The organism is Burkholderia ubonensis (genome assembly GCF_902833085.1).
GTDB lineage: Bacteria > Pseudomonadota > Gammaproteobacteria > Burkholderiales > Burkholderiaceae > Burkholderia > Burkholderia ubonensis.
Window position 1 is genome coordinate 693,094 of record NZ_CADFEB010000003.1, and the last position, 23,722, is coordinate 716,815.

At 66.6% G+C, this 23,722-nt stretch carries 19 protein-coding genes; 2 read left to right on the plus strand and 17 right to left on the minus strand.

The window, feature by feature from the left end; all coding sequences use genetic code 11:
* Window positions 1-40 precede the first annotated feature (40 nt).
* From HWX31_RS10535 to HWX31_RS10600, 14 genes are all read right to left on the minus strand, one after another.
* A complete protein-coding gene (locus HWX31_RS10535) occupies window positions 41-1,006 on the minus strand; it encodes a WD40/YVTN/BNR-like repeat-containing protein (protein WP_174961452.1) in 966 nt (321 codons plus the stop codon).
* 31 nt (window positions 1,007-1,037) lie between these two features.
* Window positions 1,038-1,334, minus strand: a complete 297-nt coding sequence (locus tag HWX31_RS10540) for a beta propeller repeat protein (protein ID WP_174961454.1) — start codon at window positions 1,332-1,334, stop codon at window positions 1,038-1,040.
* Window positions 1,335-1,365: 31 nt separating this feature from the next.
* The gene (locus tag HWX31_RS10545) at window positions 1,366-3,726 is read right to left on the minus strand and encodes an efflux RND transporter permease subunit (RefSeq protein WP_174961456.1); all 2,361 of its coding nucleotides are present in this window, start codon (window positions 3,724-3,726) and stop codon (window positions 1,366-1,368) included.
* 63 nt (window positions 3,727-3,789) lie between these two features.
* The gene (locus tag HWX31_RS10550) at window positions 3,790-5,631 is read right to left on the minus strand and encodes a DUF1302 domain-containing protein (RefSeq protein WP_174961458.1); all 1,842 of its coding nucleotides are present in this window, start codon (window positions 5,629-5,631) and stop codon (window positions 3,790-3,792) included.
* 77 nt (window positions 5,632-5,708) lie between these two features.
* The gene (locus HWX31_RS10555; protein ID WP_174961460.1) at window positions 5,709-7,076 is read right to left on the minus strand and encodes a DUF1329 domain-containing protein; all 1,368 of its coding nucleotides are present in this window, start codon (window positions 7,074-7,076) and stop codon (window positions 5,709-5,711) included.
* Between the two features lie 345 nt (window positions 7,077-7,421).
* A complete protein-coding gene (locus HWX31_RS10560) occupies window positions 7,422-7,835 on the minus strand; it encodes a RidA family protein (RefSeq protein ID WP_059535579.1) in 414 nt (137 codons plus the stop codon).
* Between the two features lie 17 nt (window positions 7,836-7,852).
* Window positions 7,853-8,686, minus strand: a complete 834-nt coding sequence (locus HWX31_RS10565; RefSeq protein WP_174961462.1) for a phytanoyl-CoA dioxygenase family protein — start codon at window positions 8,684-8,686, stop codon at window positions 7,853-7,855.
* 168 nt (window positions 8,687-8,854) lie between these two features.
* A complete protein-coding gene (locus HWX31_RS10570; RefSeq protein WP_174961465.1) occupies window positions 8,855-9,475 on the minus strand; it encodes a TetR/AcrR family transcriptional regulator in 621 nt (206 codons plus the stop codon).
* Window positions 9,476-9,515: 40 nt separating this feature from the next.
* A complete protein-coding gene (locus tag HWX31_RS10575) occupies window positions 9,516-10,208 on the minus strand; it encodes a hypothetical protein (protein WP_174961467.1) in 693 nt (230 codons plus the stop codon).
* Window positions 10,209-10,242: 34 nt separating this feature from the next.
* Entirely contained in the window at window positions 10,243-10,899 is a 657-nt protein-coding gene (locus HWX31_RS10580; RefSeq protein ID WP_174961469.1) for a c-type cytochrome, read from the minus strand.
* Window positions 10,900-10,910: 11 nt separating this feature from the next.
* Window positions 10,911-12,395: a flavin monoamine oxidase family protein gene (locus tag HWX31_RS10585; protein WP_174961525.1), complete on the minus strand. Its 1,485-nt coding sequence runs from the start codon at window positions 12,393-12,395 to the stop codon at window positions 10,911-10,913.
* A 421-nt stretch (window positions 12,396-12,816) separates the two neighbouring features.
* Window positions 12,817-14,247: an efflux transporter outer membrane subunit gene (locus HWX31_RS10590; RefSeq protein WP_174961471.1), complete on the minus strand. Its 1,431-nt coding sequence runs from the start codon at window positions 14,245-14,247 to the stop codon at window positions 12,817-12,819.
* A 4-nt stretch (window positions 14,248-14,251) separates the two neighbouring features.
* Window positions 14,252-17,401, minus strand: coding sequence for an efflux RND transporter permease subunit (locus tag HWX31_RS10595; RefSeq protein WP_174961473.1), 3,150 nt, complete (start codon window positions 17,399-17,401; stop codon window positions 14,252-14,254).
* 20 nt (window positions 17,402-17,421) lie between these two features.
* On the minus strand, window positions 17,422-18,597 hold the full coding sequence (locus HWX31_RS10600) for an efflux RND transporter periplasmic adaptor subunit (protein WP_174961475.1): 1,176 nt from the start codon (window positions 18,595-18,597) through the stop codon (window positions 17,422-17,424).
* A gap of 98 nt (window positions 18,598-18,695) precedes the next feature.
* On the opposite strand from HWX31_RS10600, the gene HWX31_RS10605 reads away from it, so the two are divergent.
* Together HWX31_RS10605 and HWX31_RS10610 are read left to right on the plus strand one after the other, a co-directional pair.
* On the plus strand, window positions 18,696-19,466 hold the full coding sequence (locus tag HWX31_RS10605) for a response regulator (RefSeq protein ID WP_174961477.1): 771 nt from the start codon (window positions 18,696-18,698) through the stop codon (window positions 19,464-19,466).
* Window positions 19,463-20,551: an ATP-binding protein gene (locus HWX31_RS10610; RefSeq protein WP_174961527.1), complete on the plus strand. Its 1,089-nt coding sequence runs from the start codon at window positions 19,463-19,465 to the stop codon at window positions 20,549-20,551. The genes HWX31_RS10605 and HWX31_RS10610 overlap by 4 nt, the downstream gene beginning before the upstream one ends.
* 87 nt (window positions 20,552-20,638) lie before the next feature.
* On the opposite strand, the gene HWX31_RS10615 is transcribed toward HWX31_RS10610, so the two are convergent.
* The 3 genes from HWX31_RS10615 to HWX31_RS10625 all read right to left on the minus strand — a co-directional run bounded on the left by HWX31_RS10615 (window position 20,639) and on the right by HWX31_RS10625 (window position 23,668).
* On the minus strand, window positions 20,639-22,279 hold the full coding sequence (locus HWX31_RS10615; protein ID WP_059609955.1) for a YadA family autotransporter adhesin: 1,641 nt from the start codon (window positions 22,277-22,279) through the stop codon (window positions 20,639-20,641).
* A 151-nt stretch (window positions 22,280-22,430) separates the two neighbouring features.
* Entirely contained in the window at window positions 22,431-22,778 is a 348-nt protein-coding gene (locus tag HWX31_RS35170; RefSeq protein ID WP_059657216.1) for an H-NS histone family protein, read from the minus strand.
* A gap of 221 nt (window positions 22,779-22,999) precedes the next feature.
* The gene (locus HWX31_RS10625) at window positions 23,000-23,668 is read right to left on the minus strand and encodes an OmpA family protein (RefSeq protein WP_174961479.1); all 669 of its coding nucleotides are present in this window, start codon (window positions 23,666-23,668) and stop codon (window positions 23,000-23,002) included.
* Window positions 23,669-23,722 lie beyond the last annotated feature (54 nt).

A 23,722-nucleotide genomic window follows, 5' to 3' on the forward strand; every position in this document is an offset into this window, starting at 1 on the left:
CAGGACCGCTGACTCATCTGCGCAGACAGGCCGAGCGTGCTCACTGCGACGCAAGCACGCCGTCCTGCGAAAACAGCAGCGGCTTGCCGCCTGCGCCGACCAGCGCCGCGGTCAGCGTCGCGCGGTCCGGGCGCTGCGTGACCGCGAACGATTCGCCGTTCGCGCGCTGCGTCAACACCAGCCCGTCGAGTCCGACCGCGAGCAGCCCGTTTCCGGTCGCGACGACGTCGGTGATCGAGCTTTTCGTGCCGGGGTTCAACGGCGTCCAGGTCGCGCCGCCGTCGCTGCTCTGGAACAGGCTGCCGAGCAGCCCGCCGACCACGATCCGGCCGTCGGGCATCGCCACGCCGGTCCACAGCGAGCCTTTGCCGCCCGTCTGCAGGTAGCGCCAGTTCGCACCGCCGTCGGTCGACTTGAGCACGGTCCCCTGCTCCGACACGATGTAGAGCGCGCCCTGGCGATCGGCAAAGATGTGGTACAGGTTGCGGTCCGCCTTGCCGCCGCCCGGCGGCTTCGGCAACGTCGTCCGGGTCCACGTCTTGCCGCCGTCATGGGTCTGCAGCATCAGCGACCACAGGCCCACCGCGATCCCGTCCCGGGCGCTGGTGAAGATGACGGAGAACAGCGGCTGGTCGACCGACGTGTCGATGCGCTGCTTCTCCCACGTTTCGCCGCCGTCGGCGGTCGCGAGAATCGCGCCCCACTGGCCGACCGCCCAGCCGTGCTGCGCATCGGCGAACGTGACGGCCGACAGGGTCGCCGACACGGGCACGCGCCGCGACTGCCGCCACGTGCGCCCGTCGTCGTCCGACAGCAGGATCACGCCGTGCTCGCCGACGGCGACGACGCGCTTTCCGGCGCGCGTCGCGTCCGTCAGCATCATGCGGGTGGGTGCGGCCCACGCGTGGGCCGGCTTCGCGGTCCAGTCCGCGACCGTTCCATGGGATTGCGCGAACGCCGCCGCGGCGGCACACAACGCGGTACAGGCAACAAGAGTCTTGATCATGGCTGGGCCTCTGTAGGGGGGGTCGCGCGCGTCAGTGGTTGAATAAACCCGCCAGGCCGAACCTTGCATCGCCGACCGCAACGGCCGGCAGCGTAGCCGACACCGGCACGCGCGGCGCCTGCCGCCAGGTTTTGCCGTCGTCGTCCGACACGAGAACGACACCGTTCTCGTCGACGGCGGCGATGCGCGCGCCGGCGCGCGTTGCGTCGGTCGGCGCGGTCCGCGCGTGGGCCGGCTTCGCGGTCCGGTCCGCAACCGATCCATGGAATGGCGCAATTGCCTCCGCGGCGGCGCAAAGCGCGGTACAGGCAACAAGAGTCTTGATCATGGCTGGGCCTCCGTAGTAGTGATCGCGTGCGTCAGTGGCTGAACAAACCGGGCGCGCGCGCCGGCTTGCGGCGCGGGAACCCGCGCTCCAGCACCGAAGCCAGTGCGGGCAGCGCCGTCATCGCCATCAGCAGGTTCACGAGGAACATGAACGCCAGCAGCTTGCCCATGTCCGCCTGGAACTTCAGCGCCGAGAAGCTCCACGTCGCGACGCCGATCGCCAGCGTGATCGCCGTGAAGATCGTCGCCACGCCCACTTCGAGCATCGCGTGCTGGACCGCCTTCACGATCGTCTGGCCGCCCGCGAGGTGCACCTGCAGCCGGTTGTAGATGTAGAACGCGTAATCCACGCCGATGCCCACCGCCAGCACCATCACCGGCAGCGTCGCCACCGTCAGCCCGATCTGCAGTTCCTTCATGAACCAGTAGCCGATGAAGGTCGCGACCGACAGCGGCACGCAGCACGCGAGCATCGCGCGCCAGTCGCGGTACGCGAGGAACACGAGGATCAGGATCGCGGCGTACACGTACAGCATCATCGGCAGCTCGCTCTTCTCGACTTCGTCGTTGGTCGCCGCGAGCACGCCCGCGTTGCCCGCCGCGAGGCGAATGCCGATGCCGGGGAACGGATGCGACGCTCGGTATTGCTTCACGTCGTCGAGAATCCGGTTGATCGTCGTCGCCTTGTGATCGGTCAGGAACAGGTGCACGGCCGTCATGCTGCAGTCGCCGTTCATGAAGCCCTTGATGCGGCCGGCATCGACCGACACCGCCCCGTAGTTCTCGGGGGCGATCGGCACGACGTTCATCTTCGGGTAATCCTCGTTGTAGCCCTGGTTGTAGGTGCGCAGCAGCGCCGAATACGACTGCACCGACACGACGCCCGGCTCGGTGCGCATCGCCGCCGTGAAGTCGTCTTCGTACAATCCGACCGCCGGGTTGTCGCACGCCTTGCCGCTCGACTCGATCGCGACCGTGAGCCAGTCGAGGCCCATGTCGTAGTTGCCCGCGATCGACGTCGCATCGCGGTTGAAGCGCGCGTCCGCGCGCAGCTCCGGCGCGCCCGGCTGCAGCGTGCCGATCACGCGGTCGCGGCTTTGCCAGGCGGCCAGCGCGAACACCACCAGCGTCGCCGCGACGGTCACGCCCGCATACTTCGGCTGCGCGATGCGTGCGAGCCCGCGCAGCCACGCCGAGCGCCGCTCGCCGCGCTTCAGTGCGCTGTCCGCATAGGTCTTCGAGAAGTTGAAGCACGACGCCGCGACCGGCAGCAGGATCAGGTTCGTGACGATCTTGTACGCGACGCCGAGCGACGCGGTGATCGCGAGCTCCCGCACCATCGGAATCGGGATCAGCAGCAGCGTGATGAACGACACGAACGCGGTGATGAGCGCCAGCACGCCGGGAATCAGCAGGCCGCTGAAGCTGCGCCGCGCCGCTTCATACGAGCTGTGCCCGTGCGAGATCTCGCGCACGATGAAGTTGACCTGCTGCACGCCATGCGACACGCCGATCGCGAACACCAGGAACGGCACCAGCACCGCGAGCGGATCGAGACCGAAGCCCAGCAGCTTCAGCGTGCCGAACTGCCAGACGAGCGACGTCAGCGAGCAGGCGATCAGCAGCACGGTGAAGCGAACCGAATGGCAGTACCAGTAGACGGCGAGCGCGGTCAGCAGCAGCGCGATCGCGCAGAAGCCGAGCACGGCGGTCGCGCCGTCGGCGATGTCGCCGATCTGCTTCGCGAAGCCGATGATCTGGATCTCGTAGCCGGCGTCCTCGAACGGCTTGCGGATCTGCTGTTCGAGCAGCCGGTTGAACGCGACGTAGTCGAGCACCTTGCCGGCGCGATCGCGCTCGTTCAGCTCGGCCGTGATCATCGCACTGTCCTCGTCGTGCGACACGAGCGTGCCGACGTAGCCGCCGAGCGTCGTCGCGCGGCGAATGTTCGTGACGATCTCGGGCGTCAACTGGTCGGGCGTGATGGTGCCCGAGATGATCGGCTCCGCGCGAAACCCTTCGTCGGTGATCTCGTTGACGAACGCGTTCGGCGTCCAGAGCGAGCGCACGCCGATCCGATCCACGTTCGGCAGGTAGGTGACCGCCTGCGTCACCTTGTACAGCCGCGTCAACCCTTCCTTCGTCCAGATCGGCCCCTTGCGGGCGCGCACGACGACGGTGATCCGGTTCGCGCCGAGCAGGTCGTTTCGGTATTTCTGAAACGTCCGGATGTATTCATGGCCGATCGGCATCTGCTTCTCGAAGCCGGCGTCCATGCGCAACTGCACCGCGAACACGGCCATCGCGGCGGTGAACAGCCCGATCGCGGCAAGCACGATCGCGCGATGGCCGAAGAAGCCTCTTTCCAGACGGCTGACTAGACGATTGAGCACGACATTACCCCTTCAAGTATTCCGGCGGCGCACGACGTGCGCCGTCTCCCATGGGTTCCCGCGTCAGAAGTTCCGGGTGACGAACAAGCCGACGAAATTGCGATCCGCGTACGGCTGACCGACCGTGTTGTGCCCGCCGAAGAACGCCGCGAAGTTGATGCCCGCCTGCCACTTCGGCGGATTCTGGTTGAACAGCACGTAGACGTTCACCGATTTCGCGCCCTGCATGTAGTTCGCGCTGAACGTCGGCGTATAGCCGTAGAGCCCGGTGGTGAAGGTCACGCCGGGCGTCACCTGCCAGCCGGGGATCAGCGAGCCGTCATACGTCCAGTTGAAGTCGATCGTCGCGCCCACCGAGCTCGACGTGCCCTGCCTCGCGGTGATCGGATAGCCGAGCCCCGAGTTGTTGTTCAGCCACGGGAAATAACCGGTCGCCGGCACCTGCGTGACCGGCTGGCCGTTGATCGTGCGCGTGACGCTCGACCCGAGGCCCGGGTAATAGATCCACGTCAGTTCCCAGGTCAGCGCGGCGGAATCCGCGCCGAGCAGCTTGAGGAACGGATACTCGCTGCTCGTCAGCGCCAGCAGGCCGTTGATGTCGAGCTGGAATTTCTTCTTGTCGACCCACTGCTTGCAGTCGGTCCCCGGCACGCCGTTCGTGTTCAGGTCGAGCGGGCCGCCCGCGCCGAAGCAGCTCGACAACGCGACGGCGTCGCGCGGCCGATACGACACTTCGGTGCCGATCGCCCACGGGCCGAGGCCGAAGTTCGCGCTGGCGCCGAACAGCTGACGGTTGCCGAGGTACGACCACTGCGCGGTGCCGTTCGCCAGCGTCGAGAGCACCGGGGACTTGTCGATGTAGTTGAGGTAGTAGAACGCGAAGTTCGCGTCGAACGAACGCGGCGAGTAGTTGAACTTCACGCCGAACTGCGGCCGGTATTTCGCGGGCAGCTGCGTCGAGACGGGAATGCCGATGTCGTTGAACGGCGGCCCGGCATAGGTGCCGTTCACGAGCCCGTTCTTGATGCCGTCGAGCACGCCGGAGTTGCCTGCCGCGCCGCCCCCGCCGATCGCGTTCGCAATCGTGCCCGCACCGGGGCCCGCCACGTTGAGGTTGTTCGTGTTGATCGTGAACGGCTCGGCGCCGCGGCCGAAGACGTTGGCCAGCGACCAGTACGAGCCGACCGGCGGGTAGCGGTTGCCGTTCCACTGGAACTGGTAGTAAGCCTCGGTGCTGAACCCGTGGGACAGATCCGCGGCCACGCTCAGCATCGGCGCGGGGAGCAGCGCCTGCTTGAGCTGCGTGCCCGGGATCAGCAGCTTCTGGGTGTCGAGCGAGTTGGTCGTATTGATGCCGCTCTGCGCGAACATGCTCTCGCCCCAGTTGATCACCTGGTTGCCGAGCCGCACGTGCGCGTTGCGCCCGCCGATCGTGAAATCCTTCTGCGCCCACAGGTCGAGCAATTGCGCGTTGTAGACCACCTGCGCGGACGCGGTGCTCGACAGCGGCGTTCTGGCCGTGTTCCCGGCCAGGAAGTCGTACATCCCCGTGCCGCGCACCATGAACTTCAGCCCCTCGCTCGGCATCTTCAGCAGCAGTTCGCTGGTCGCGCTGATGTACGTGCTGAACGGCTGCCCTTTCCGGTAGTTCAGGTCGCCGTTGTCGCCGTAGCCCCACTGGTTGGTGTTGGCCGCCGCGCCGCACCCGTACGCATTCGGGTCGCCGGTGAGCGAGCAGCTCGGACTCTTGGTGCGGATTCCCCCGCCCGCCGTGAGATTGGTCACCCACGAACCCTGGACAGCGCCTTCTCCCATCGTGAAATCGTATCCGTACGCACTCGACGTCACCGCACCCAGCACGGCAATCGAAATCGTAGTTTTCCTAACTACCTGATTCGCTTTCATCGCCCCACCTCACCCAAACCGGATGCCGACGGCGCGCTCGCGCACGCCGGCTCTATTATTTATCTATGCAGCACGCTTCAGCGATCGCTGACCGAGCGCAGCGATTCCGCCGTGAAGAAATCGGCCTTGAAGCGCGGATCGTTGACCTGCTGATACCAGCGAAGGTCCTTGCCCTGGCCGATCGTGGACGAATCGACCACATAGCGTCCGTTGATCAGGTCGTACTGTACGAACGGTTCGTTGTCGCAGGTGCCGCCCAGCTCCCACACCGGGATCGGGTAGCTCTCGCGCACCTTCCACAGCTTGCCCTGCGCGTCGTAGTCCTCGCCGACGAGCGCGAGCCAGCTGTCCTCGTCCAGATAGAACACCTTCTTCGACGCGACGTGGCGCGCGCTCGGCTTGACCGCCGCCTCGACCACCCACACGCGATGCATCTCGTAGCGGCGGTGGCCGGCGGCGATGCCGTTCGGCGTCGCGACGTCATGCAGCCTGGCGTTGAAGGTGTACATGCCGAACGCGTTGTACGGCACGATCATGTCCTTCTTGCCCACCAGCTTCCAGTTGAACCGGTCGATGGGGCCGTTGAACATGTTCGCTTCGTCGATCAGATACTGGTTCTCGAAGCCGATCAGCGGCGCATCGTGCGTATAGGCCGGCATGCGCCTCACGCGGCGTTGCCCGGGGAAGTAGTAGTACGTTTCCGAGACCTTGTCGAAGTACTGGCGCTGCACGAACGCCTGCCCGGCCAGCGCCGCCGGCGAGTTGGCCGTGAAGTAGGCGGCCAGGCTGAGCTGGTCGACGTCCTGCGGCGAGCTCTTGCCCAGCTTGCCCGACGGGAAGAAGAAGACCTGCGGGCCGATCCCGTCGATCCATTCGCCGCCGCCCGTGCGAGGCGAAATGGTCGTGACGTCCAGCGGCCATTCGATGCCTTCGCCGCGATAGCGCATTTCGTAGTTCAGGATCGCTTCGGCGCCGCTCTTCGGCTGCGGGAACGGCACGCCGGGCAGAATCGCCGACTGCAACGTTTCGCCGTTCGACGCGAGCTTCGCCGACGTCAGGTTCGCCTTCGAGTTCTGCTCGACGACTTCCGGGAGCTGGCATTCGCGATGCGACGGATAGACGTCCATCCGATAGCCCTTCTGCTGCTTGATCAGCTGGATCTGTCCCGGCGTGAGCTGGCTCGCGTACTTGTCGACGTTCGCGGCGTCGATCGAGTAAAGGGGCTTCTCGCTCCGATGCTTCCAGAATTCGCCGCGAACCTTCCCGTATTCCCAGCCGGAGGGCGTCGCCTGCCGGCCGGCGAAGGCGGGCACGGTGCCGTCCTTGTTCGCGCCGCGTTCGGCGCCGACCGGCGTGAGATCGTCCGCCGCGGCGGTTTCACCGGCCACGAGCAGCAAGGCCGCCGCGATGACCGACATGGCTCCGAGGGTGTGCTTCTTCATCATGAGTCTCCTTCCGATTCCGCATTCATTCGCCGTTCGCGCCACTGACGGACGGTCGGCGTTCGTTCCGATCCGGTTGTTCGGCCAACCGGCCAAGCCAGTTTCCGGCGGCGCCTTGCCTCGCCCCGGTCGATCGTGAAACCGGTAAGCGCGCCGCTCGATCTTCGCCACACAAATCCTCAGGACTGCGACTTTTATCGGTCGCATGATCGAAGTCTGGTAGAAAAGCGCGTCTCACTCCATAGGCACTCCGCTTGATTGCGCCGGCTCCCGACCAGTCCGGCGCAACCCTTCCTCACCGGCCGGAAACGGCGTCCGCGACGCCGCGCCGGCCGGGCGGTTCACGACTCAGGCCGCCCCCGACCCGGCGACCGCCACCGCCCGGATTTCGACGCACAGCCCCGGCAGCGCGAGCTGCGTCACGCCGACCGCGGTCCACGACGGGTAGCGGTCCGGAAAATACTCGTCCTTGACGGCCGCGAAGGCCTCGGTTTCGCCCTGAAGATTGGTATGGAAAGTCGTCAGCTCGACGACGTCGGCGAGGCTCGCGCCCGCCTCCACGAGAATCGCCTTCAGCGACTCGAAGGCGATCCGGGCTTGCGCCTGCACACCCTCGCCCGGCTTCATGTCCGCGCCGATCCCGACCTGGCCCGACACCCAGATCGTGTCGCCCACGCGCGTGGCCGGCGCGAAATGGAAGGCGTCGTACCAGGCCTTGAACCCGGGCGGGATGATCGACTGACGTTTGTTGCTGGTTGCCATGAGTTGAACTCCTTTGTTCAGACGAGTTGGCGGAAACAGGGGGCGCGGAACGGATCGCCTGCTTTCAGCGACGCCAGCTCCTCGACAAACAGCACGCCCGCCGGCGTAAAGCCCGACGCACTGTTTTCGGGCAGTGGGCTGAAAACGGCGTCGTCGCCGAAGAAGCGCAGCACGAGCGTGTGGCGGTCAGGGAAATCGGCGTCCACCACGCCGCCGCCGTGCAGCACGCCGGGATGCAGCAGCAGGACGTCGCCGGGCTTCGTTGCCCACGAGATGACTTCGTAGGCATCCGGATCGGCGCGCCGCGCCGCTTCGATATCCGGCATCCGCGGCCACACGCCGCCGCCGTGCAGCGGCTCGGTCGGATCGTCGGCGTTCCGGAACGTCGTGCCGTCGTGACGCGTGCCACGATGCGAACCGCGGACGATCTCCAGCGCATTGCGCTTCGGGACGGCCTCGAAGCTGATCCACGCGTTGCCGAAGTGCGTTCCTTCCCACGGCAGGTACGACGTGTCCTGGTGCCACAGCGAGCGAGCGCCCTTGCCGCCCTTCTTCAGGAAGAGTTCCTCGGCGAAATACCAGACGTGCTTCGAGCCCCACAGCTCGGCAAACAGCTTGCCGATCGGCAGCTTGCTGACCAGTTCGTCGAGACGTTCCTTCGCGTACGGATTGGCGTTGTCGACGTGCGACTTGAGCTCGGTGCCGTCGAGCATGCTGGAAACCATCGGGCCAGGATTCTCGATGCCCCAGTCAAATGCCGCCCGGCACATCGCCAGCTGTTCGTCGTCGAGCAGGCCTTCGATCAGCACTGCGCCATCCTCTGCGAAAGCCCTGCGCTTGGATTCATCCATCGGTCGTCTCCTGATGAGTCGAATGAGAGCTCGGTCGCGAATGCTTCCGATGTTTCTCTCATAGAACATGTTGCCAATGTTAGGTCATGATGACAAAAACAAAAAAATAAAAAAGACAGGGTATTCCCTGTCCGGTGCAGCGTGTGGGGGGCGCGACGCGACGCGCCGTCAATCAGGCATGCGATCGAACACCGCACGCGCAAAGAAGCCGGCCAGCACCGCGTCGGCCAGCTCGTCGGTGACACGCTGCGGATCGACGGCGTAACAGGACTGCACACCGTCGCACAGCCCCAGCAGCCCGACCGCCAGCAGCTCCGCGGGCAGCGGCAGCGCCGCACCCGTGCGTTCCGCGAGACCCGCGACGTACGCCGTCATCCGGCTCTGCCTGTCCCGCAGAAATGCGTTGAAATGCTCGCGGAATCGCGCATCGCGAACCGCCTGCAGCTTCGCTTCCATCCACATCAGGAACGACTCGTGCCGGCGAAAGTGCTGCCGATAGTGCTCGAGCGCCATCCTTTGCACCTCGTCGCGGGGGCCGCCCGTTTCGAGAATCCGCTGCAATTCCGCATTGATCTCGTCGCAATCGCGCTTGAGCAACTCGAGCAGCAGCTCGGTCTTGTCACTGAAATTCGAGTAGAACGCGCCACGCGTATGGCCGGCCAGTATCGCGATCTCCTCGATGCTCGCCGCGCAGTATCCCTTCTTCAGGAACACCGCGCGCGCGGCAGTCAGCAGGCATTCACGCGTCCGGTCCCGCTTCTGCACCCGGGTCAGGCGTGGCGGATTCACGGGCGCGCCTCCGGCTGCCGCCATCGGCGGCGCATCGCGCTCATGCAAGGCGACGATGCCGGCCCCGCGCCGACGGGATGTCCCCGACGCGATCCGTCCGATTGGCGCGCTCCAGCGCGCAATACGCGTAATAGAGCGAGGCCGTGACGTACGACCACGTCACCAGCGCGAGCACGAAGAAATTGAACACGACGTTGTGCGCGTCGCCGGGTATCGGATAGAAATCGTAGATACAGGCGATCACCTGCGATGCGACCAGGGCCACGGTCGTGGTCACCGCATGAAACAGCTGCCCCGCGCCCAGGAGTCTCCGCACGAAGTAGGCCAGATAGATCGACAGGAGCGCCCACATCGCGACGTAGAAGTAAGGCAGCACCTTGGCGATGAAACCGGCGCCCACCAGCACGGCGGTCCCCGCGAAGGACATCGCGAACAGCGCGACATCCTGGCGCGCCGACGGCTTGTAGCCGTGCGTCACCGCCATCAGGCCCGCGACGGCGACGATCGGCATGCCGAACCCGCGGGAAAACGCATCCAGCACATGCGAGACGAGACCCGAGACCTCGAAGCCGGTTGCAAAATAGATCAGCGCATTGGTCGAGGAAACCGTCACGATCAGCCACTCGATCCCCAGCAGGTAGTTACGCTTCTTGAGGAACTTCCAACCGTAGATGCACGTCGTCGTTGCCAGCAACGCGCTGGCCAGGCAAAGCACGAAAGTTCTCTGATCCATGATTAAACGCCTCCTTCCGATTGCATTGGTTTGGTCATTGTTTCGCCGGCCTGGCGCTCGCCAGGTAGTGAGCGACCGCCTTGCGGTCTTCCGGCGACATGGCCGCGGCGACGCGCTGCATCGTGCCGGTGGATTCGCTGCGCGTGCCGGCGGCAAACGCGTCGAGCTGCTTCAGCACGTAGTCGACGCCTTGCCCCGCGAGGCGCGGAAACGGGCCCTGGCCCATCAGCTGCGCGCCGTGACACGCCGCGCATGCCCCTGCCTTCGCCAGTTGCTCGCCGCGCGCCTTCAACCGGGCATCCGGCTCGAAGAAGCGATTCTCGGCAGCGGTCTGCTTCGCGTAGTAATCGGACAGGCGCTTGATCTCGGCGTCGCTCAGCGTCATCGCGAGCGGGCCCATGATCGGATTGGTCCGCCGTCCATCGGCAAACTTGTGCAGTTGATCGGCGATGTATGCGGGCGGCTGACCCGCCAGGCTCGGATAGCCCTGATTCAGCGAATTGCCGTTGACGCCGTGGCAGCTGAGGCACACGTCGGGCAAGCGCGGCCACGGGCCGCCGTCGGCCTGACTGGCCTGCGCGGACGCCGTGACGTAGCGCTGCAGGCGATAGAGATCGACGAGACCGGGTCCGTAAATCGCAAGCAGGACCACGACGACGGCGGCGACGGCGAACAGGATGCGTTTCTTCATGTCGGCTCTCCTTATGCCCGGCGCAGCGCATTGAGCGCCTGGAGCGCACCCTGGTGGCCCGAACGCACGGCGCCATCCATATAGCCGGCCCAGATGTTCGCCGTTTCGGTGCCCGACCAGATCAGGTTGCCGCACGGCGGCCGCAGTGCGTCACCATGCGTGCTCCAGAAACCCGGCGGAATCGCCGACACGCAGGTGATCGTCCATGGGTCCGCCTGCCCCCAGTCCTGATCGTGGTAAGCCACCGGCGACAGCGCTTCCTTGCCCCACGCCTGCGCATAGATCTCCGTATGCATGCGCTGCGCCGCCTGAAGGTCCGACGGCATCACCGCGTTCTTGACGAACGCATTGATGATCCCGATCTCGCCCCCCGGAGGCGAGTTGTCGTAGGCCCAGATGATCGGCCCGTCGAACTGGAAGATGTGACCGTTCAATCCCTTGTCGCGCCAGAACGGGCGCTTGTAGATCATCGCCGTCTTGCGCGCCGGCGAATGAGCGGGCCATGCGCGTTGCAGCGCGGCCCGCTTTGCCGGCAGCGGCGGATCGAATTGCACCTGGTTGCACAACGCCGGATGGATCGCCATGATGACTTTCCGGGCGCGCACCACGCCGTGGTCCGTATGCAGCGCGACGACGTCGCGATCCCAATCGGCGATCCGGCGCACCGGCGACGACAGGCGCACCTTGTCGCCGAGCTGCCGCGCCATCTTGATGCTGAGGATCTGCGAGCCGCCGACGAACCGGGTTTCCTGCGCGCTGTGCCGGATGGAGTCGAGCTGCGAGTAATCGCAATCGGCCGAGTTGATCATCGACAGGAAGTGCAGCAGCCCCATCTTGGCCGGCATCACGCCGCCGGAAAGCGCGATCGACCCGTTCCATCCGATCCGGTCTTCCGCCGCGATGTTCTGCGTGGCCAGCCAGTCGCCGACCGAAAGCTTGTCGAACTCGGCGAGCTTCGGCGACTTCCACGGCGCGCCCGAAGGCACGTCGCGCGACAGCTTGCCGAGCCTGGCGCCGATGGCCTCGTCGGTGCCGAAGGTGCCGTCCAGGTCCACCTCCGCGCGGCCGTCGCCGCCGAGCACGACCGTCTTTCCCTTGTAGTAGCTCGGGAAGGTGCCGACCTCCAGCTCGCGCGCCAGATCCGCCACGGCGGTCTGGCCGGGCCCGATCCACTGGCCCCCGACTTCGGTGACGTAGCCGCCGCCCGCGTCGTAGTTGAGCGTCCGCCCGCCCACGCGGTCCCGCGCCTCCAGGACCAGGAACGACTCGCAGCCGGCGTAGCGCAGGTCGCGCGCGGCGGTCAGGCCGGCCAGCCCCGCGCCGACGATGACGACATCGAGCACGTCGCCCGGGTTGCCCGCCGCCTGGGCAGCGCCGGCGTTTGCCCGGGCGGCGCCCATTGCGATGCCGGCGGCGGCGACGGAGGTGCCGGCGTACTTGAGCCATTGCCTTCGCTGCGGGTCGGCCGAACGGTTGGATGAAGACTTCTTCGCCATGGTGTCTTTTCTCATGCCAGGAAAGTCATGCGTCAGCAGCCCGTCGAGGCAGCGCGCGCGAGACGGTTGCCCGGAATCGGGATCCGGATCGAATCGAAGGAAATGCGCCGACGGCCCTGCATCCCTTCGGCTTCCGAAATAAAACCCCTTCGGCGCCGGCTGGTTTTCGGGCGTCCCACCTCTCCATTTCTAGTACACATTACAAAACATAGGTCATGATACATAACATGAAGGAGAAAAAAAAAGACAGGGTATTCCCCTGTCTTCAGACTGCTGACGCGCACCGTTCGGCTCTAAACATGGACTGGCACAGCGCCCTCGGCGCGGCGCTTGCTTCCCGCAGGCCGCCGGCGAACATCCCGCTGCCGGCGCCCCCTTCCGAGCCGGGCGCGCGTCTCCCGCACGACGCGCCGGCCCGGCGTCATTGCGCCTTCGCCATCGGCGCGACGTCGGTATCCGTCAGGCCGCCGCCGAGCGCCTTGTAGAGCGCAACGGCATTGCCGAGTTCGCTGCGTCGCAGGTCGAGCAACGCCTGTCGCGCCGCATACAGTTGCCGCTGCGAATCCAGCAACTCCAGCCGCCCTTCGATGCCCGCGCGATAGCGCAGGTTCGACAGGTCGGTGCGGCGTTCGGCGCTGAGGACCACGCGGGTCTGCGCGTCGATCTGCCGGCCGTAGGTTTCGCGGCCGGCGAGGCCGTCCGCGACCTCGCGGAACGCGGTCTGGATCGCCCGCTCGTATTCGGCGACGGCGCTCGACTTGCGCACCTCCGCCAGACGCAGTTCGGAACGCAGCCTGCCGCCCTGGAAGATCGGCACCGTCACTTGCGGGGAGAAGGCCCACGTGCGCTGGCCGCCGTCGAACAGGTGGCCGAAGCTCGGGCTGATGAAGCCCAGCGTCGTCGTCAGCGACAGCCGCGGGAAGAACGCGGCGCGCGCCGCCCCGATATCCGCGTTGGCGGCCACCAGGTTCTGTTCGGCCTGCCGGATGTCCGGCCGCCGGAACAGCAGCTCGGACGGCAACCCCGCCGGCAGCGCGGTGATGACCGGCTGGCGCTCCAGCGGCACCGGTTCGGGCAGATCCTTGGGCAGCTCGGTGCCGACCAGCAGCCGCAGTGCGTTGCGCGCCTGGTCGACGGCGCGCGTGCGCGCCTCGAGGTCCGCGGCCGCGCTCGCGACCTGGCCTTCGGCCTGCGCGACGTCGACGCCGCTGGCCTGATGGGCTTCCCTCAGGCGCAGCGCCAAATCGAGCGACTGCCGCCAGTCGGCGAGCGTGCGTTCGGACAGCGCGCGCTGCTCCTGCGCGAGGCGCTCGGCGAAGTACGCATCCGCCACCGCGCCGACGAGCGAAATCTGCACGGCTCGGCGCCCCTCGTCGCTTGCCAGATAGCGCGCAAACGCGGCATCCGACAGCGACTTCACGCGGCCGAACAGATCGATTTCGAACGCGCTGATCCCGATGTTCACGCCGTACTGATTCTGCGTGGACTCGAGAATCGGCGGGTTCGATTGCGAATCCGCGGGGGTGCGCTGGCGCGTAAAGCCGGCGCCGGCATTGACGGACGGCAACCGGGCCGAGCGCTGGATGCCGTACTGGGCCTGCGCCGCCTCCACGTTCAGCGTGGCCAGGCGCAGGTCGCGATTGTTCTCGAGCGCGAGCTCGATCAGGCGCTGCAGGCGACGGTCGCCGAACATCGTGCGCCAGCCGAGATCGGCCGCGTTCGCACCGGCTTGCGGCGCGGCGCCTTGCGTGTAGGCGGTCGGCACCGGCAGTTCGGGCTTCACCAGCTTGGGTGCCATCGAGCAGGCCGACAGGGCCAGGGCGACGGCGACGGGAAGAACTAGCAATCGCATGACATTAACCTTCCGTTTCTTGGCTCACGGCCACGACATTCTTGCTCTTGCGGGATGCCCGCCATGCCCCGACGCGCTCCTGGAAGCCCATCACGAACACGAAGAACACCGGCACGAAGAAGATCGCCAGCACCGTCGCGGTCACCATCCCGCCGAACACGCCGGTGCCGATCGCGTGCTGGGTTTCGGCGCTTGCGCCCACCGCGATCATCAGCGGCACCACGCCCAGGCCGAATGCCAGCGACGTCATCAGGATCGGGCGCAGGCGCAGCCGCGACGCCTCCACGGCCGCTTCCAGCAGCCCCTTGCCTTCCTCGCGCAACTGCTTCGCGAATTCGACGATCAGGATCGCGTTCTTCGCGGACAGGCCGATCACCGTGATCATCCCGACCTTGAAGTACACGTCGTTGGGCAGTCCGCGGAGCATCACCGCGCCGATCGCGCCGATCAGCCCCAGCGGCACGACCAGCATCACCGACAGCGGGATCGACCAGCTCTCGTAGAGCGCGGCCAGCACCAGGAACACCACGATCATCGACAGCGCCATCAGCATCGGCGCCTCCGACGCGGACTGGCGCTCCTGCAGCGACTGGCCCGTCCACGCGACCGAGAAGCCCGGCGGCAACTGCTTGGCGAGACGCTCCATCTCGTCCATTGCCGCGCCGCTCGAGTAGCCGGGCGCGGCCATGCCCGAGATGCGCGCGGACGGGTAGCCCTGGTAGCGCACCATCTGCAGCGGCGTATCGGCCCAGACCGGCCGGACCACTTCGGACAACGGCACCATGCCGCCGCTCGCGTTGCGCACGTAGAGCTTCATCACGCTGTCGATCTGCATCCGCGCCGGCGCATCGGCCTGGATGATCACCTGCTGCATGCGCCCCGCATTCGGGAAATCGTTGACGTAGGTCGAGCCCATCGCGCCGGACAGCGTGTCGCTGATGCTCGTGAACGACACGCCCAGCGCCTCGGCCTTCTGCCGGTCGATGTCCAGGCGGATGCTCGCGCCGGCCGGCAGGCTGTCCGGATAGACGCCGACCACGACCTTGCTTTGCGCCGCGAGCTCGAGCAGCCTGGCCTCGGCCGCCTTGAGCGCCGCATTGCCCTGGTTCGCGCGGTCCTGCAAGCGCATCGAGAAGCCCGAGCTGGTGCCCAGTTCGTCGATCGCCGGCGGCATCAGGCTCATCACCGAGCCTTCGGTCACGCCCGCCATCGCCTGCTGGGCCCGCATCGCTTCGTCCATGGCCGTCGCGCCGTTGCGCTTGTCCCAGTCCTTCAGCACCGCGTAATTCAATGCCGCGTTTGGACCCAGGCCGGAGAAGCCGTAGCCGACGATCGAAATGCTGGACTCGATCCCGGGGCGCGACGCGATGTGCCGTTCGAGCGTCTTGACCACATCCCGCGTACGCTCGGCCGTCGAGTCGGACGGCAGCAGGAAGCCCGTCATGAAGTAGCCCTGATCCTCCTCGGGCAGGAACGACGACGGCAGCTCGCGGAAGCCGACCACCAGCACGCCGCAGATCGCGACGAACAGCAGCATCACCCGTCCCGCGCGGCCGATCAGCCGGCCGACACGCGTCGCGTACGACTGCGTCATGCGGTCGAAACGGCGGTTGAACCAGCCGAAGAAGCCGCGCTTCTCGTGGTGCCCGTGCGCGATCGGCTTGAGCATCGTCGCGCACAGCGCGGGCGTCAGCGTGAGTGCGAGGAGCGCCGAGAACAGGATCGACACCGCCATCGCCATCGTGAACTGCTGATAGATCACGCCGACCGAGCCGCTGGACATCGCCATCGGCAGGAACACGGCGGTCAGGACCAGCGTGACGCCGATGATCGCGCCGGTGATCTCCTTCATCGCCTTGACCGTCGCGTCCTTCGGCGACAGGCCTTCCTCCGCCATCAGGCGCTCGACGTTCTCCACCACGACGATCGCGTCGTCGACGATGATGCCGATCGCCAGCACCATGCCGAACATGGTCAGCACGTTGATCGAGAAGCCGGAGGCCAGCATGATCGTGAAGGTGCCGAGCATCGCGACCGGCGCGACGATGGCCGGGATCAGCGTGTAGCGCACGTTCTGCAGGAACAGGTACATCACCAGGAACACCAGCACCATCGCCTCGATCAGCGTGTCGAGCACCTTCTCGATCGAGATCTTGACGAACGGCGCGGTGTCGAACGGGATCGAATCGCTCATGCCCGACGGCATCGATTTGCGCAGCTCCGCCAGCCGCGCCCGCACGGCATCCGCGGTCTTTACCGCATTGCCGCCCGGCGAGAGCTGCACGCCGGCGATGACGGCGGGCTTGCCGCTCTCGGTGTTGACGAAGTTGTAGGACTGCGAGCCGAGCTCCACCCGCGCGACGTCGCCCAGCACGACCTTGGAGCCGTTCGCGTTGGCGCGCAGCACGATCGCGGCGAACTCTTCCGGCGTCGTCAGCTGGCCCTGCACGGTCAGCGGCACGGTCACCCGCTGCCCCGACATGGCCGGCAACGCGCCGACGCTGCCCGGCGCGATCTGGACGTTCTGCTGGCTGATGGCGGCCGTCAGGTCGCTCATCGACAGGCCGTAGGTGATCAGCCTGGACGGATCGACCCAGATGCGCATCGCCCGTTCGGACCCGAACATCTGCACGCGGCCCACGCCCTCGACGCGACGCAGCTCCTCGACGATGTTGCGCGCCATGTAGTCGGACAGCTCGCCTTCGTCGAAACGGCCGCTATCGGACTTGAGGGCGACGAACAGCAGGAAGCCGGACGACGCCGACTCGACGATCACGCCGTTCTGCCGCACGACCGCGGGCAAGCGCGGCTCGACGGCCTTCAGCTTGTTCTGCACGTCGACCTGCGCGAGCGCCGGATCCGTGCCGGGCTTGAACGTGACGGTGATCTTCGCCGTGCCGGACGTGTCGGCCGACGACTCGTAGTAGAGCAGATTCTTGACGCCGGACAGCTCCCGTTCGATCAGGCTCAGCACCCCGTCGCTCATGGTTTGCGGCGTGGCGCCCGGGTAGGTCGCGTTGATGGTGACGGTCGGCGGCGCGACCGTCGGATAGCGCGCGATCGGCAGTTGCGGGATCGCGATCACGCCCATCAGGATGATGAAGAGCGCGACGACCCACGCGAAGACCGGGCGCCGGATGAAGAATTGAGACATGGCAGGACGCTCCCCGTGACTCAGCGCGCGGCCGCGGTGGCCGTGGTGGCCGCAGCGGCCGCGGCAACGGGCGACTTCCAGGCGCTCGCGGCGACCGGGGCGCCGTCGGTCAGGCGCTCCATCCCTTCCACCACGACCTTCTGGCCCGCCTGCAGCCCCGACTTGATGCGGTAGCTGCGGCCCGTCTGCTCGCCGAGCTCGACCGGCTTCAGGTGCGCCTGGTTCTTCGCGTCGAGCACCCAGATCTGCGGCTTGCCGTCCGCGCGCACCACCGCCTGTTGCGGCACCGTCAGCGCGCTCGCGTAGTTCGCGCGCGGAATCCGGGCGCGCACGTACATGCCCGGCAGCAGCAGCCGCTTCGCGTTGTCCACCAGCACGCGCACCAGCACGTCGCCGGTGCCGGCATCGACGTTCACGCCGGAGAACAGCATCCGGCCTTTCACGTCGTAAGGCGTGCCGTCGTCGCGCAGCACCTCGACCGGCAGGCCGGTACCGGCATAGCTGTCCTGCGACGCCAGCGTGTCGCGCAGGTGCTGCAGCGACGACGCCGGCTGGCGCACGTCGACGTAGACCTGGTCGATCTGCTGAATGCGCGCCATCGGCGCGGCGTCGGTGCTGCCGACGAGCGCGCCTTCGGTCACGAGCGCCTGGTCGATGCGGCCCGTGATCGGCGCCTCCACCGTGGCGAACTTCAGGTCGAGCTGCCGGCGCGCCAGCGTCGCGCGCGCCTGCGCCACGTCGGCCGCGGCCTGGTCGCGCTGCGACACGGAATCGTCATAGACCTGGCGGCTGATCGCGTCCACTTCGACCAGCGGCTTGAGTCGCGCGGTCTGCACCTTGGCGCGCTCGAGCGCCGCGTCGGCCCGCTGCAGCGCGGCGGCGGCGGTGTCCATGTCGGCCTTGAACGGCGCCGGGTTGATCTGGAACAGCGGCTGGCCCGCGTGCACTTCGGTGCCCTGCTCGAACATCCGGCGCAGCACGATGCCGCTGACCTGCGGACGGATCTCGGCGATCCGCACCGCCGCGATCCGGCCCGGCAGGTCCTCGGTCAGCTTCAGGGGGGCCGGCGTCACGGTCATCGCCGCGACCGGGATCGCAGGCGGGGCGGCCGGCTTGTCGGACTGCCCGCAGCCTGCCAGCAATGCGGTCACCAGCGCGTAGACGCCGCCGTAGCGGCACAGTTTTTCATTCTTCATTTGGACTCCATGGGATGCAGGCAGCCGATTGCCGACCCTGACACGCGGCAGTGTGCGTGCGCCCGATGGCGTTTCTTCTACGGTAGTATGGAGATTCGATGGAGCTGCCGAATGGAAGCAACGTAGTGGTCACGCCCGACACCCCCCAGCCGCCCGGCGCGGCTCAGAATGCCCAAGCCTTGATCCTCATTGCCGAGGACGAGCCCGAAATCGCGGACATCCTCGCCGCCTACTTCGCGCGCAGCGGCTTTCGCACCGTGCACGCCGCCGACGGGCGCCGCGCGCTGGATCTCCACCTGTCCGTCAAGCCCGACCTCGTGCTGCTCGACGTGCAGATGCCGCATGTCGACGGCTGGAAGGTGCTGACCGAGATCCGCCACCGGGGCAGCACCCCGGTCATCCTGCTGACGGCGCTCGATCAGGACCTCGACAAATTGATGGGGCTGCGCATCGGGGCGGACGATTACGTCGTCAAGCCGTTCAATCCCGCGGAAGTCGTCGCGCGCGCGCAGGCGGTGCTGCGCCGGTCGATGGCCGCGTCGCATGACGGCGAGCAGCGCGTGCTGCGCGTGCCGCCGCTGGAAATCGATCTGGACCACTACGAAGCCGTGGTGCAGGTGGAGCAGCAGCGTCATTTCCTCACGCTGACCCTGACCGAGTTCAAGTTGCTCACGCAACTGGCGCGCGCGCCCAAGCGCGTGTTCAGCCGCGCCGAGCTGATGACCGCCTGCCTGCCCGAAGGCGACGCGATGGAGCGGACGGTGGACAGCCACATAAGCAAGCTGCGCAAGAAGCTGGAGGATCTCGGCGTCAAGGGCATTCCGTGCAGCGTGCGCGGCGTCGGCTACAAGCTGTGGAGCGTCGAATGAAGCTGGAGGGGATGAGCCGCCAGATCGCGCTGTCGATGGCGACCATCGCGTTCGGCGTGGCGGCGCTGCTCATAGCGACGTCCTATGTTTTTTACTTTCTGACATTCCGTTACTGGCCCAAGCTGTGCGCGCAAATGGGCTGGGTGCCGACCGGGCCGGAATGGGCGTGGCTGATCGCCACCACGCTGCTCGCCCTCGCGCTGGCCGTTCTGATGGCCGTCAGGCTCGCGCGCCGCATCCTGGTGCCGCTCAACTCGGTGGCGAACGGCATCCGCCGCGTCGCGCAGGGCGATCTCGACGCACGCGCCGTCGCGGGCGACCGCTCGCTGCGCGAAGCGGCGTTGCTGGCCGACGACTTCAACGCGCTCGCGAGCGAGCTGCAACGCGTGACCGCGGAGCGGGCATTCTGGAATGCCGCGATCGCCCACGAGCTGCGCACGCCCGTCACCATCCTGCGCGGGCGGCTGCAGGGCCTGGCCGACGGGGTGTTTCCGTCCGATGAATCGCAGTTCCGCCGGCTGCTGACCCAGGTCGAGGGGCTCGGGCGGCTGATCGAGGACCTGCGCGTGGTCGGCCTCGCGGAAAGCGGCCATCTGAATCTCCAGGTGCACGAGGCCGACCTGGGCGCCGACGTCGAGGCCGTCGTCGCGGTGTTCGACGATGCGCTCAAGGCGGCGGGCCAGCATGCCGTGCTGGACCTGGACGCGCGCCTCATGCGTTGCGACCCGGTGCGGATCCGGCAGGCGCTGCTGGCCTTGCTCGAAAACGCGCGCATGCACGCAGTGCCCGGTTCGATCCGCATCCGCACGCGCGTCGAGCAGGGGCGATGCCATCTGAGCGTCGAGGACGATGGTCCGGGCATCCCCGCCGACTTCGCGCCGCACGTGTTCGATGCGTTCAGGCGGGCCGAAGGTGAGCGTGCGGGCAAGGGCACCGGCCTCGGGCTGGCCGTCGTGGCGGCCATTGCGCATGCGCACGGCGGACAGGCGACGTGCCGTCCGGCGGCCGGCGGCGGCACGGTGTTCGAATTGCAGTGGCCCGACGATCCGGCGCCGGCGCACATGCCGGAGCGGGTTCAGGCCTGAAGCCCGGCGCGCGCCCGGGCGGGTTCGCCCGGGCGCATGAGACCGGTCGCGGCTGCGCACATGCCGCAGCCGCGTACCAAAAACCCGTTACCAACGATAGCCGACGCCCGCGCCCGCACCGAATGAGCCGTGGCCGGAAACCGCCGTCGTCATCGATCCCTTCACCAGCCATTTCGCCGTTGCGACGGAAAGACCCACCGCCATCGCGCTTTGGCCGCCGTACGTACCGCCGCCGAGCGCGACGACCTTCTCGCCGGGCAAAACCGCTTGCGGCAGGTTTGCCATTGCGATGGCGCTCGCGGTACCCGCATTCGCGTCCTTGCGATACTTCGACATTTCGTCGCGAACGGAATTGATTGCGCCGTTCAACTGGCGCACGTTCACGGCATCGGTCGGTGCCGTACCGTCAGCCACGTTGACCAGTTGACGCTCAGCGCCCGGCGCACCAATCGACACCGTGTTGTCGCGATCCGCGATCGAATTCGCACCGAGGGCAACCGAATTGTTTGCGCTCGCGCGGCTGTTCGTGCCGATGGCGGTAGCGTCCTTGCCCGAGACATTCGAACCCGAGCCGATAGCCGTTCCGTTCGTTGCGGTGACTTTCGAATTCGCGCCGACGGCGGTTCCGTTCGGCACGCTGACGACCGAATTTTTGCCGACCGCGGTTCCCGTGTCATCCGCAACCGTGCCGTTTGAGCCGCTCGTCGAAATCTTGCCGACGGTCGTAGAGAGCGCTGCCAGGTTCGTCGACAATGCCGAAACCTGACTTGCGACCGAGAAAAGCTGCGAGCCGTTCACGGCATCGGTGCTGGTTGCGCTGATTTCCCCGGCCGCAACATTCACGATCTGACGCTCCGCGCCGGCGCTGCCAACGCTCACCACGCCGACGGGCGTGCCCGCGAAGCCGCTGTAGCTGACGCCGTTCAGCGTCACGCTGCTGACGGTGGTATAAGCTCGCGTGGTCGCGTTCGAGCCCAATGCTACGGAATTCGCATCGACGGCGTTCGCGCCTTCCCCGATGGCGACCGCATTTACCGCTGATGCTGTCGCACGGGCAATGGCGACGCTCCCGGTAGCAGACGCCGAACTGTCGATGCCGAGCGCTACCGCATCACCCGCGCCAGCGTTTGCCTGAAAACCAAGCGCCGTACCGCCAGCCGCACTGCTGCCCTTGCCCACGGCAGTCGAAAATGTCGCTGTGGCGCTTGCACCTTGCCCAACCGCCGTCGACTGATCCACTGCGAAAGCCCCCTGACCGAATGCCGATGCTGTTGCCCCGTTCGCGATTGCCCCGTCACCCACTGCCGTCGCTTTGGTTCCGATCGCACCTGAAAGCGCACCCACCGCCGTCGCCTGATCCCCGGTAGCCGTGGAATTTCCGCCGACCGCCGTCGCCTGCGTACCGGTCGCCACCGCCACGCGGCCGATCGCTACGGTTTCGCTATAGGCTGTCGCCGAGCCCGAATTCGCCACTGCCGCGGTACCGATCGCAACGTTGTCGCAACCCGTTGCCGCTGCCGGATACGTGCCGCTCCCCGAGATCGCGATGTTGCCGACACAGCTTCCCGACGTTTCGGTCGACGTCCCGTTCTGCACATAATCCGCCCGCGCGGATGTAGACGCCGCCATTGCGACCATCGCCGCACCAACGGCGAAAGCAAGTGCCGCTTTCGATTTCGCCGGCGCGCGTTGTGCCGGATTTCCCAAACCTCGACGTTCCTCGTTCATACGTTTTCCTAAGCTATAGATAAGACGGTCATGTTGCGCACGGGATTGTGATCGGTGTCACCGGCGCCCATGTTTGCCACGGCGGAAGAACATTCTGTTTGGGAGGAAATTCTTTTAGCGGTCTCGCCAACGCGCTTCGTCACGGTTCACATCACGCATCGCCCGGCGTGGATTCGCCCGCAGCCTCGCCGGGCGACCTGATCCTGAAATCCTCCGGATTGCGTCCTTTCAACCAGTGCGGCCGCCGGCCGCGCCCTGTCCAGGTCGCGCCGGTGTCGGGATCCCAGTAGCGCGGCTCGGCATGCCGACGCCGCTGCGTCCAGGCCGATCCGACATTCAACAAACGCGCTTCGATCATTCGCCAGTCGATCTCGTAGTCGCGTATCAACTTGACGATCTGCTCCACGACATCCTTGCGGCGAGCGGCGCGTTGTGTCGTGATCCGGGCATCCAGCTCGGCACGACGGGCCAGCAACTCCTGCAACGATTCGCTCGACATGTGTTCTCCTTTTTATTTGCGCCCCGGAAACGCATATCGCCGTGGCCGCCTCGTCTTCCCGTGCCGACACTCGAGGCCGCGATCGGCCGCGCCCAATATGATTTCTGGTCCCCGTAGCCGGTGAACCTGCGGGGTGACCGCAGGCTTGCCAAAATCCGGCGCGCGCCCGGCAACGCGCGCCGCAACCGCATCCGGTTACGGATGCTCGAAACGCGGCGTCATCAACGCTGCAGCACGATCTCGACACGCCGGTTACCGGCGCGCCCCTCGGCTGTCGCGTTGGACGCAACCGGTTCGGCCTTCCCGCGTCCGGTCACGACGAGCGTGTCGGCCCGAAGTCCACGTTCCCGAAGGTAGCCGGCAACCGCGTCCGCACGTTGCTGCGAGAGCTGGAGGTTCGACGCGTCCGAGCCGATCGCGTCCGTGTGGCCGGTGACTGACACGCGCGTGAAGTGCTGGTCGCCTTGCTGGCTCGTCAGCTTGTCGAGCGTTGCGCGAGCGGCGGGAGTCAGCGTCGCCGATCCGAATGCGAACAGGGCATCCGACGAGAGATTGACGTTTTGTACGGGAGCCGGCGCCGCCGCAACGGGTGCAGGTGCGGACGCCGGTGCTGCAACAGCACCGCATTGGAATACGAGCGTTCCGGGGTCCGCACCATCGCGGAACGGCCTGGTCGAATCGACCGTTCGAACGGGCTGGTCCGCGCACATGCGCTTGGCGACCTTCATGCACGTCGCCTGGCTGGAAAAGATGCCGTGACAGTCGACCTGGTACGTCCGGATGCCATCCCTCAGCTGCAGCTCGTATGCGCTGAACGTCGGGCCGGATGCGCTGGTGCATGCAGAAAGCAACAGCGCGGACAGAATGGGTACGAGATAGAGATTTTTCACTGTAATGCTCCGGAAAATCCGTATGGAGTAGAAGCCGGGCAGGTATGCGAGACG

What these genes read in the sequence shown, in the direction of transcription:
- HWX31_RS10535 (WP_174961452.1), bottom strand. Translation starts at nt 1,006, where the DNA reads ATGATCAAGACTCTTGTTGCCTGTACCGCGTTGTGTGCCGCCGCGGCG.
- HWX31_RS10540 (WP_174961454.1), bottom strand. Translation starts at nt 1,334, where the DNA reads ATGATCAAGACTCTTGTTGCCTGTACCGCGCTTTGCGCCGCCGCGGAG.
- HWX31_RS10550 (WP_174961458.1), bottom strand. Translation starts at nt 5,631, where the DNA reads ATGAAAGCGAATCAGGTAGTTAGGAAAACTACGATTTCGATTGCCGTG.
- HWX31_RS10555 (WP_174961460.1), bottom strand. Translation starts at nt 7,076, where the DNA reads ATGATGAAGAAGCACACCCTCGGAGCCATGTCGGTCATCGCGGCGGCC.
- HWX31_RS10560 (WP_059535579.1), bottom strand. Translation starts at nt 7,835, where the DNA reads ATGGCAACCAGCAACAAACGTCAGTCGATCATCCCGCCCGGGTTCAAG.
- HWX31_RS10565 (WP_174961462.1), bottom strand. Translation starts at nt 8,686, where the DNA reads ATGGATGAATCCAAGCGCAGGGCTTTCGCAGAGGATGGCGCAGTGCTG.
- HWX31_RS10575 (WP_174961467.1), bottom strand. Translation starts at nt 10,208, where the DNA reads ATGGATCAGAGAACTTTCGTGCTTTGCCTGGCCAGCGCGTTGCTGGCA.
- HWX31_RS10580 (WP_174961469.1), bottom strand. Translation starts at nt 10,899, where the DNA reads ATGAAGAAACGCATCCTGTTCGCCGTCGCCGCCGTCGTCGTGGTCCTG.
- HWX31_RS10585 (WP_174961525.1), bottom strand. Translation starts at nt 12,395, where the DNA reads ATGGCGAAGAAGTCTTCATCCAACCGTTCGGCCGACCCGCAGCGAAGG.
- HWX31_RS10590 (WP_174961471.1), bottom strand. Translation starts at nt 14,247, where the DNA reads ATGCGATTGCTAGTTCTTCCCGTCGCCGTCGCCCTGGCCCTGTCGGCC.
- HWX31_RS10595 (WP_174961473.1), bottom strand. Translation starts at nt 17,401, where the DNA reads ATGTCTCAATTCTTCATCCGGCGCCCGGTCTTCGCGTGGGTCGTCGCG.
- HWX31_RS10600 (WP_174961475.1), bottom strand. Translation starts at nt 18,597, where the DNA reads ATGAAGAATGAAAAACTGTGCCGCTACGGCGGCGTCTACGCGCTGGTG.
- HWX31_RS10605 (WP_174961477.1), top strand. Translation starts at nt 18,696, where the DNA reads ATGGAGCTGCCGAATGGAAGCAACGTAGTGGTCACGCCCGACACCCCC.
- HWX31_RS10610 (WP_174961527.1), top strand. Translation starts at nt 19,463, where the DNA reads ATGAAGCTGGAGGGGATGAGCCGCCAGATCGCGCTGTCGATGGCGACC.
- HWX31_RS10615 (WP_059609955.1), bottom strand. Translation starts at nt 22,279, where the DNA reads ATGAACGAGGAACGTCGAGGTTTGGGAAATCCGGCACAACGCGCGCCG.
- HWX31_RS35170 (WP_059657216.1), bottom strand. Translation starts at nt 22,778, where the DNA reads ATGTCGAGCGAATCGTTGCAGGAGTTGCTGGCCCGTCGTGCCGAGCTG.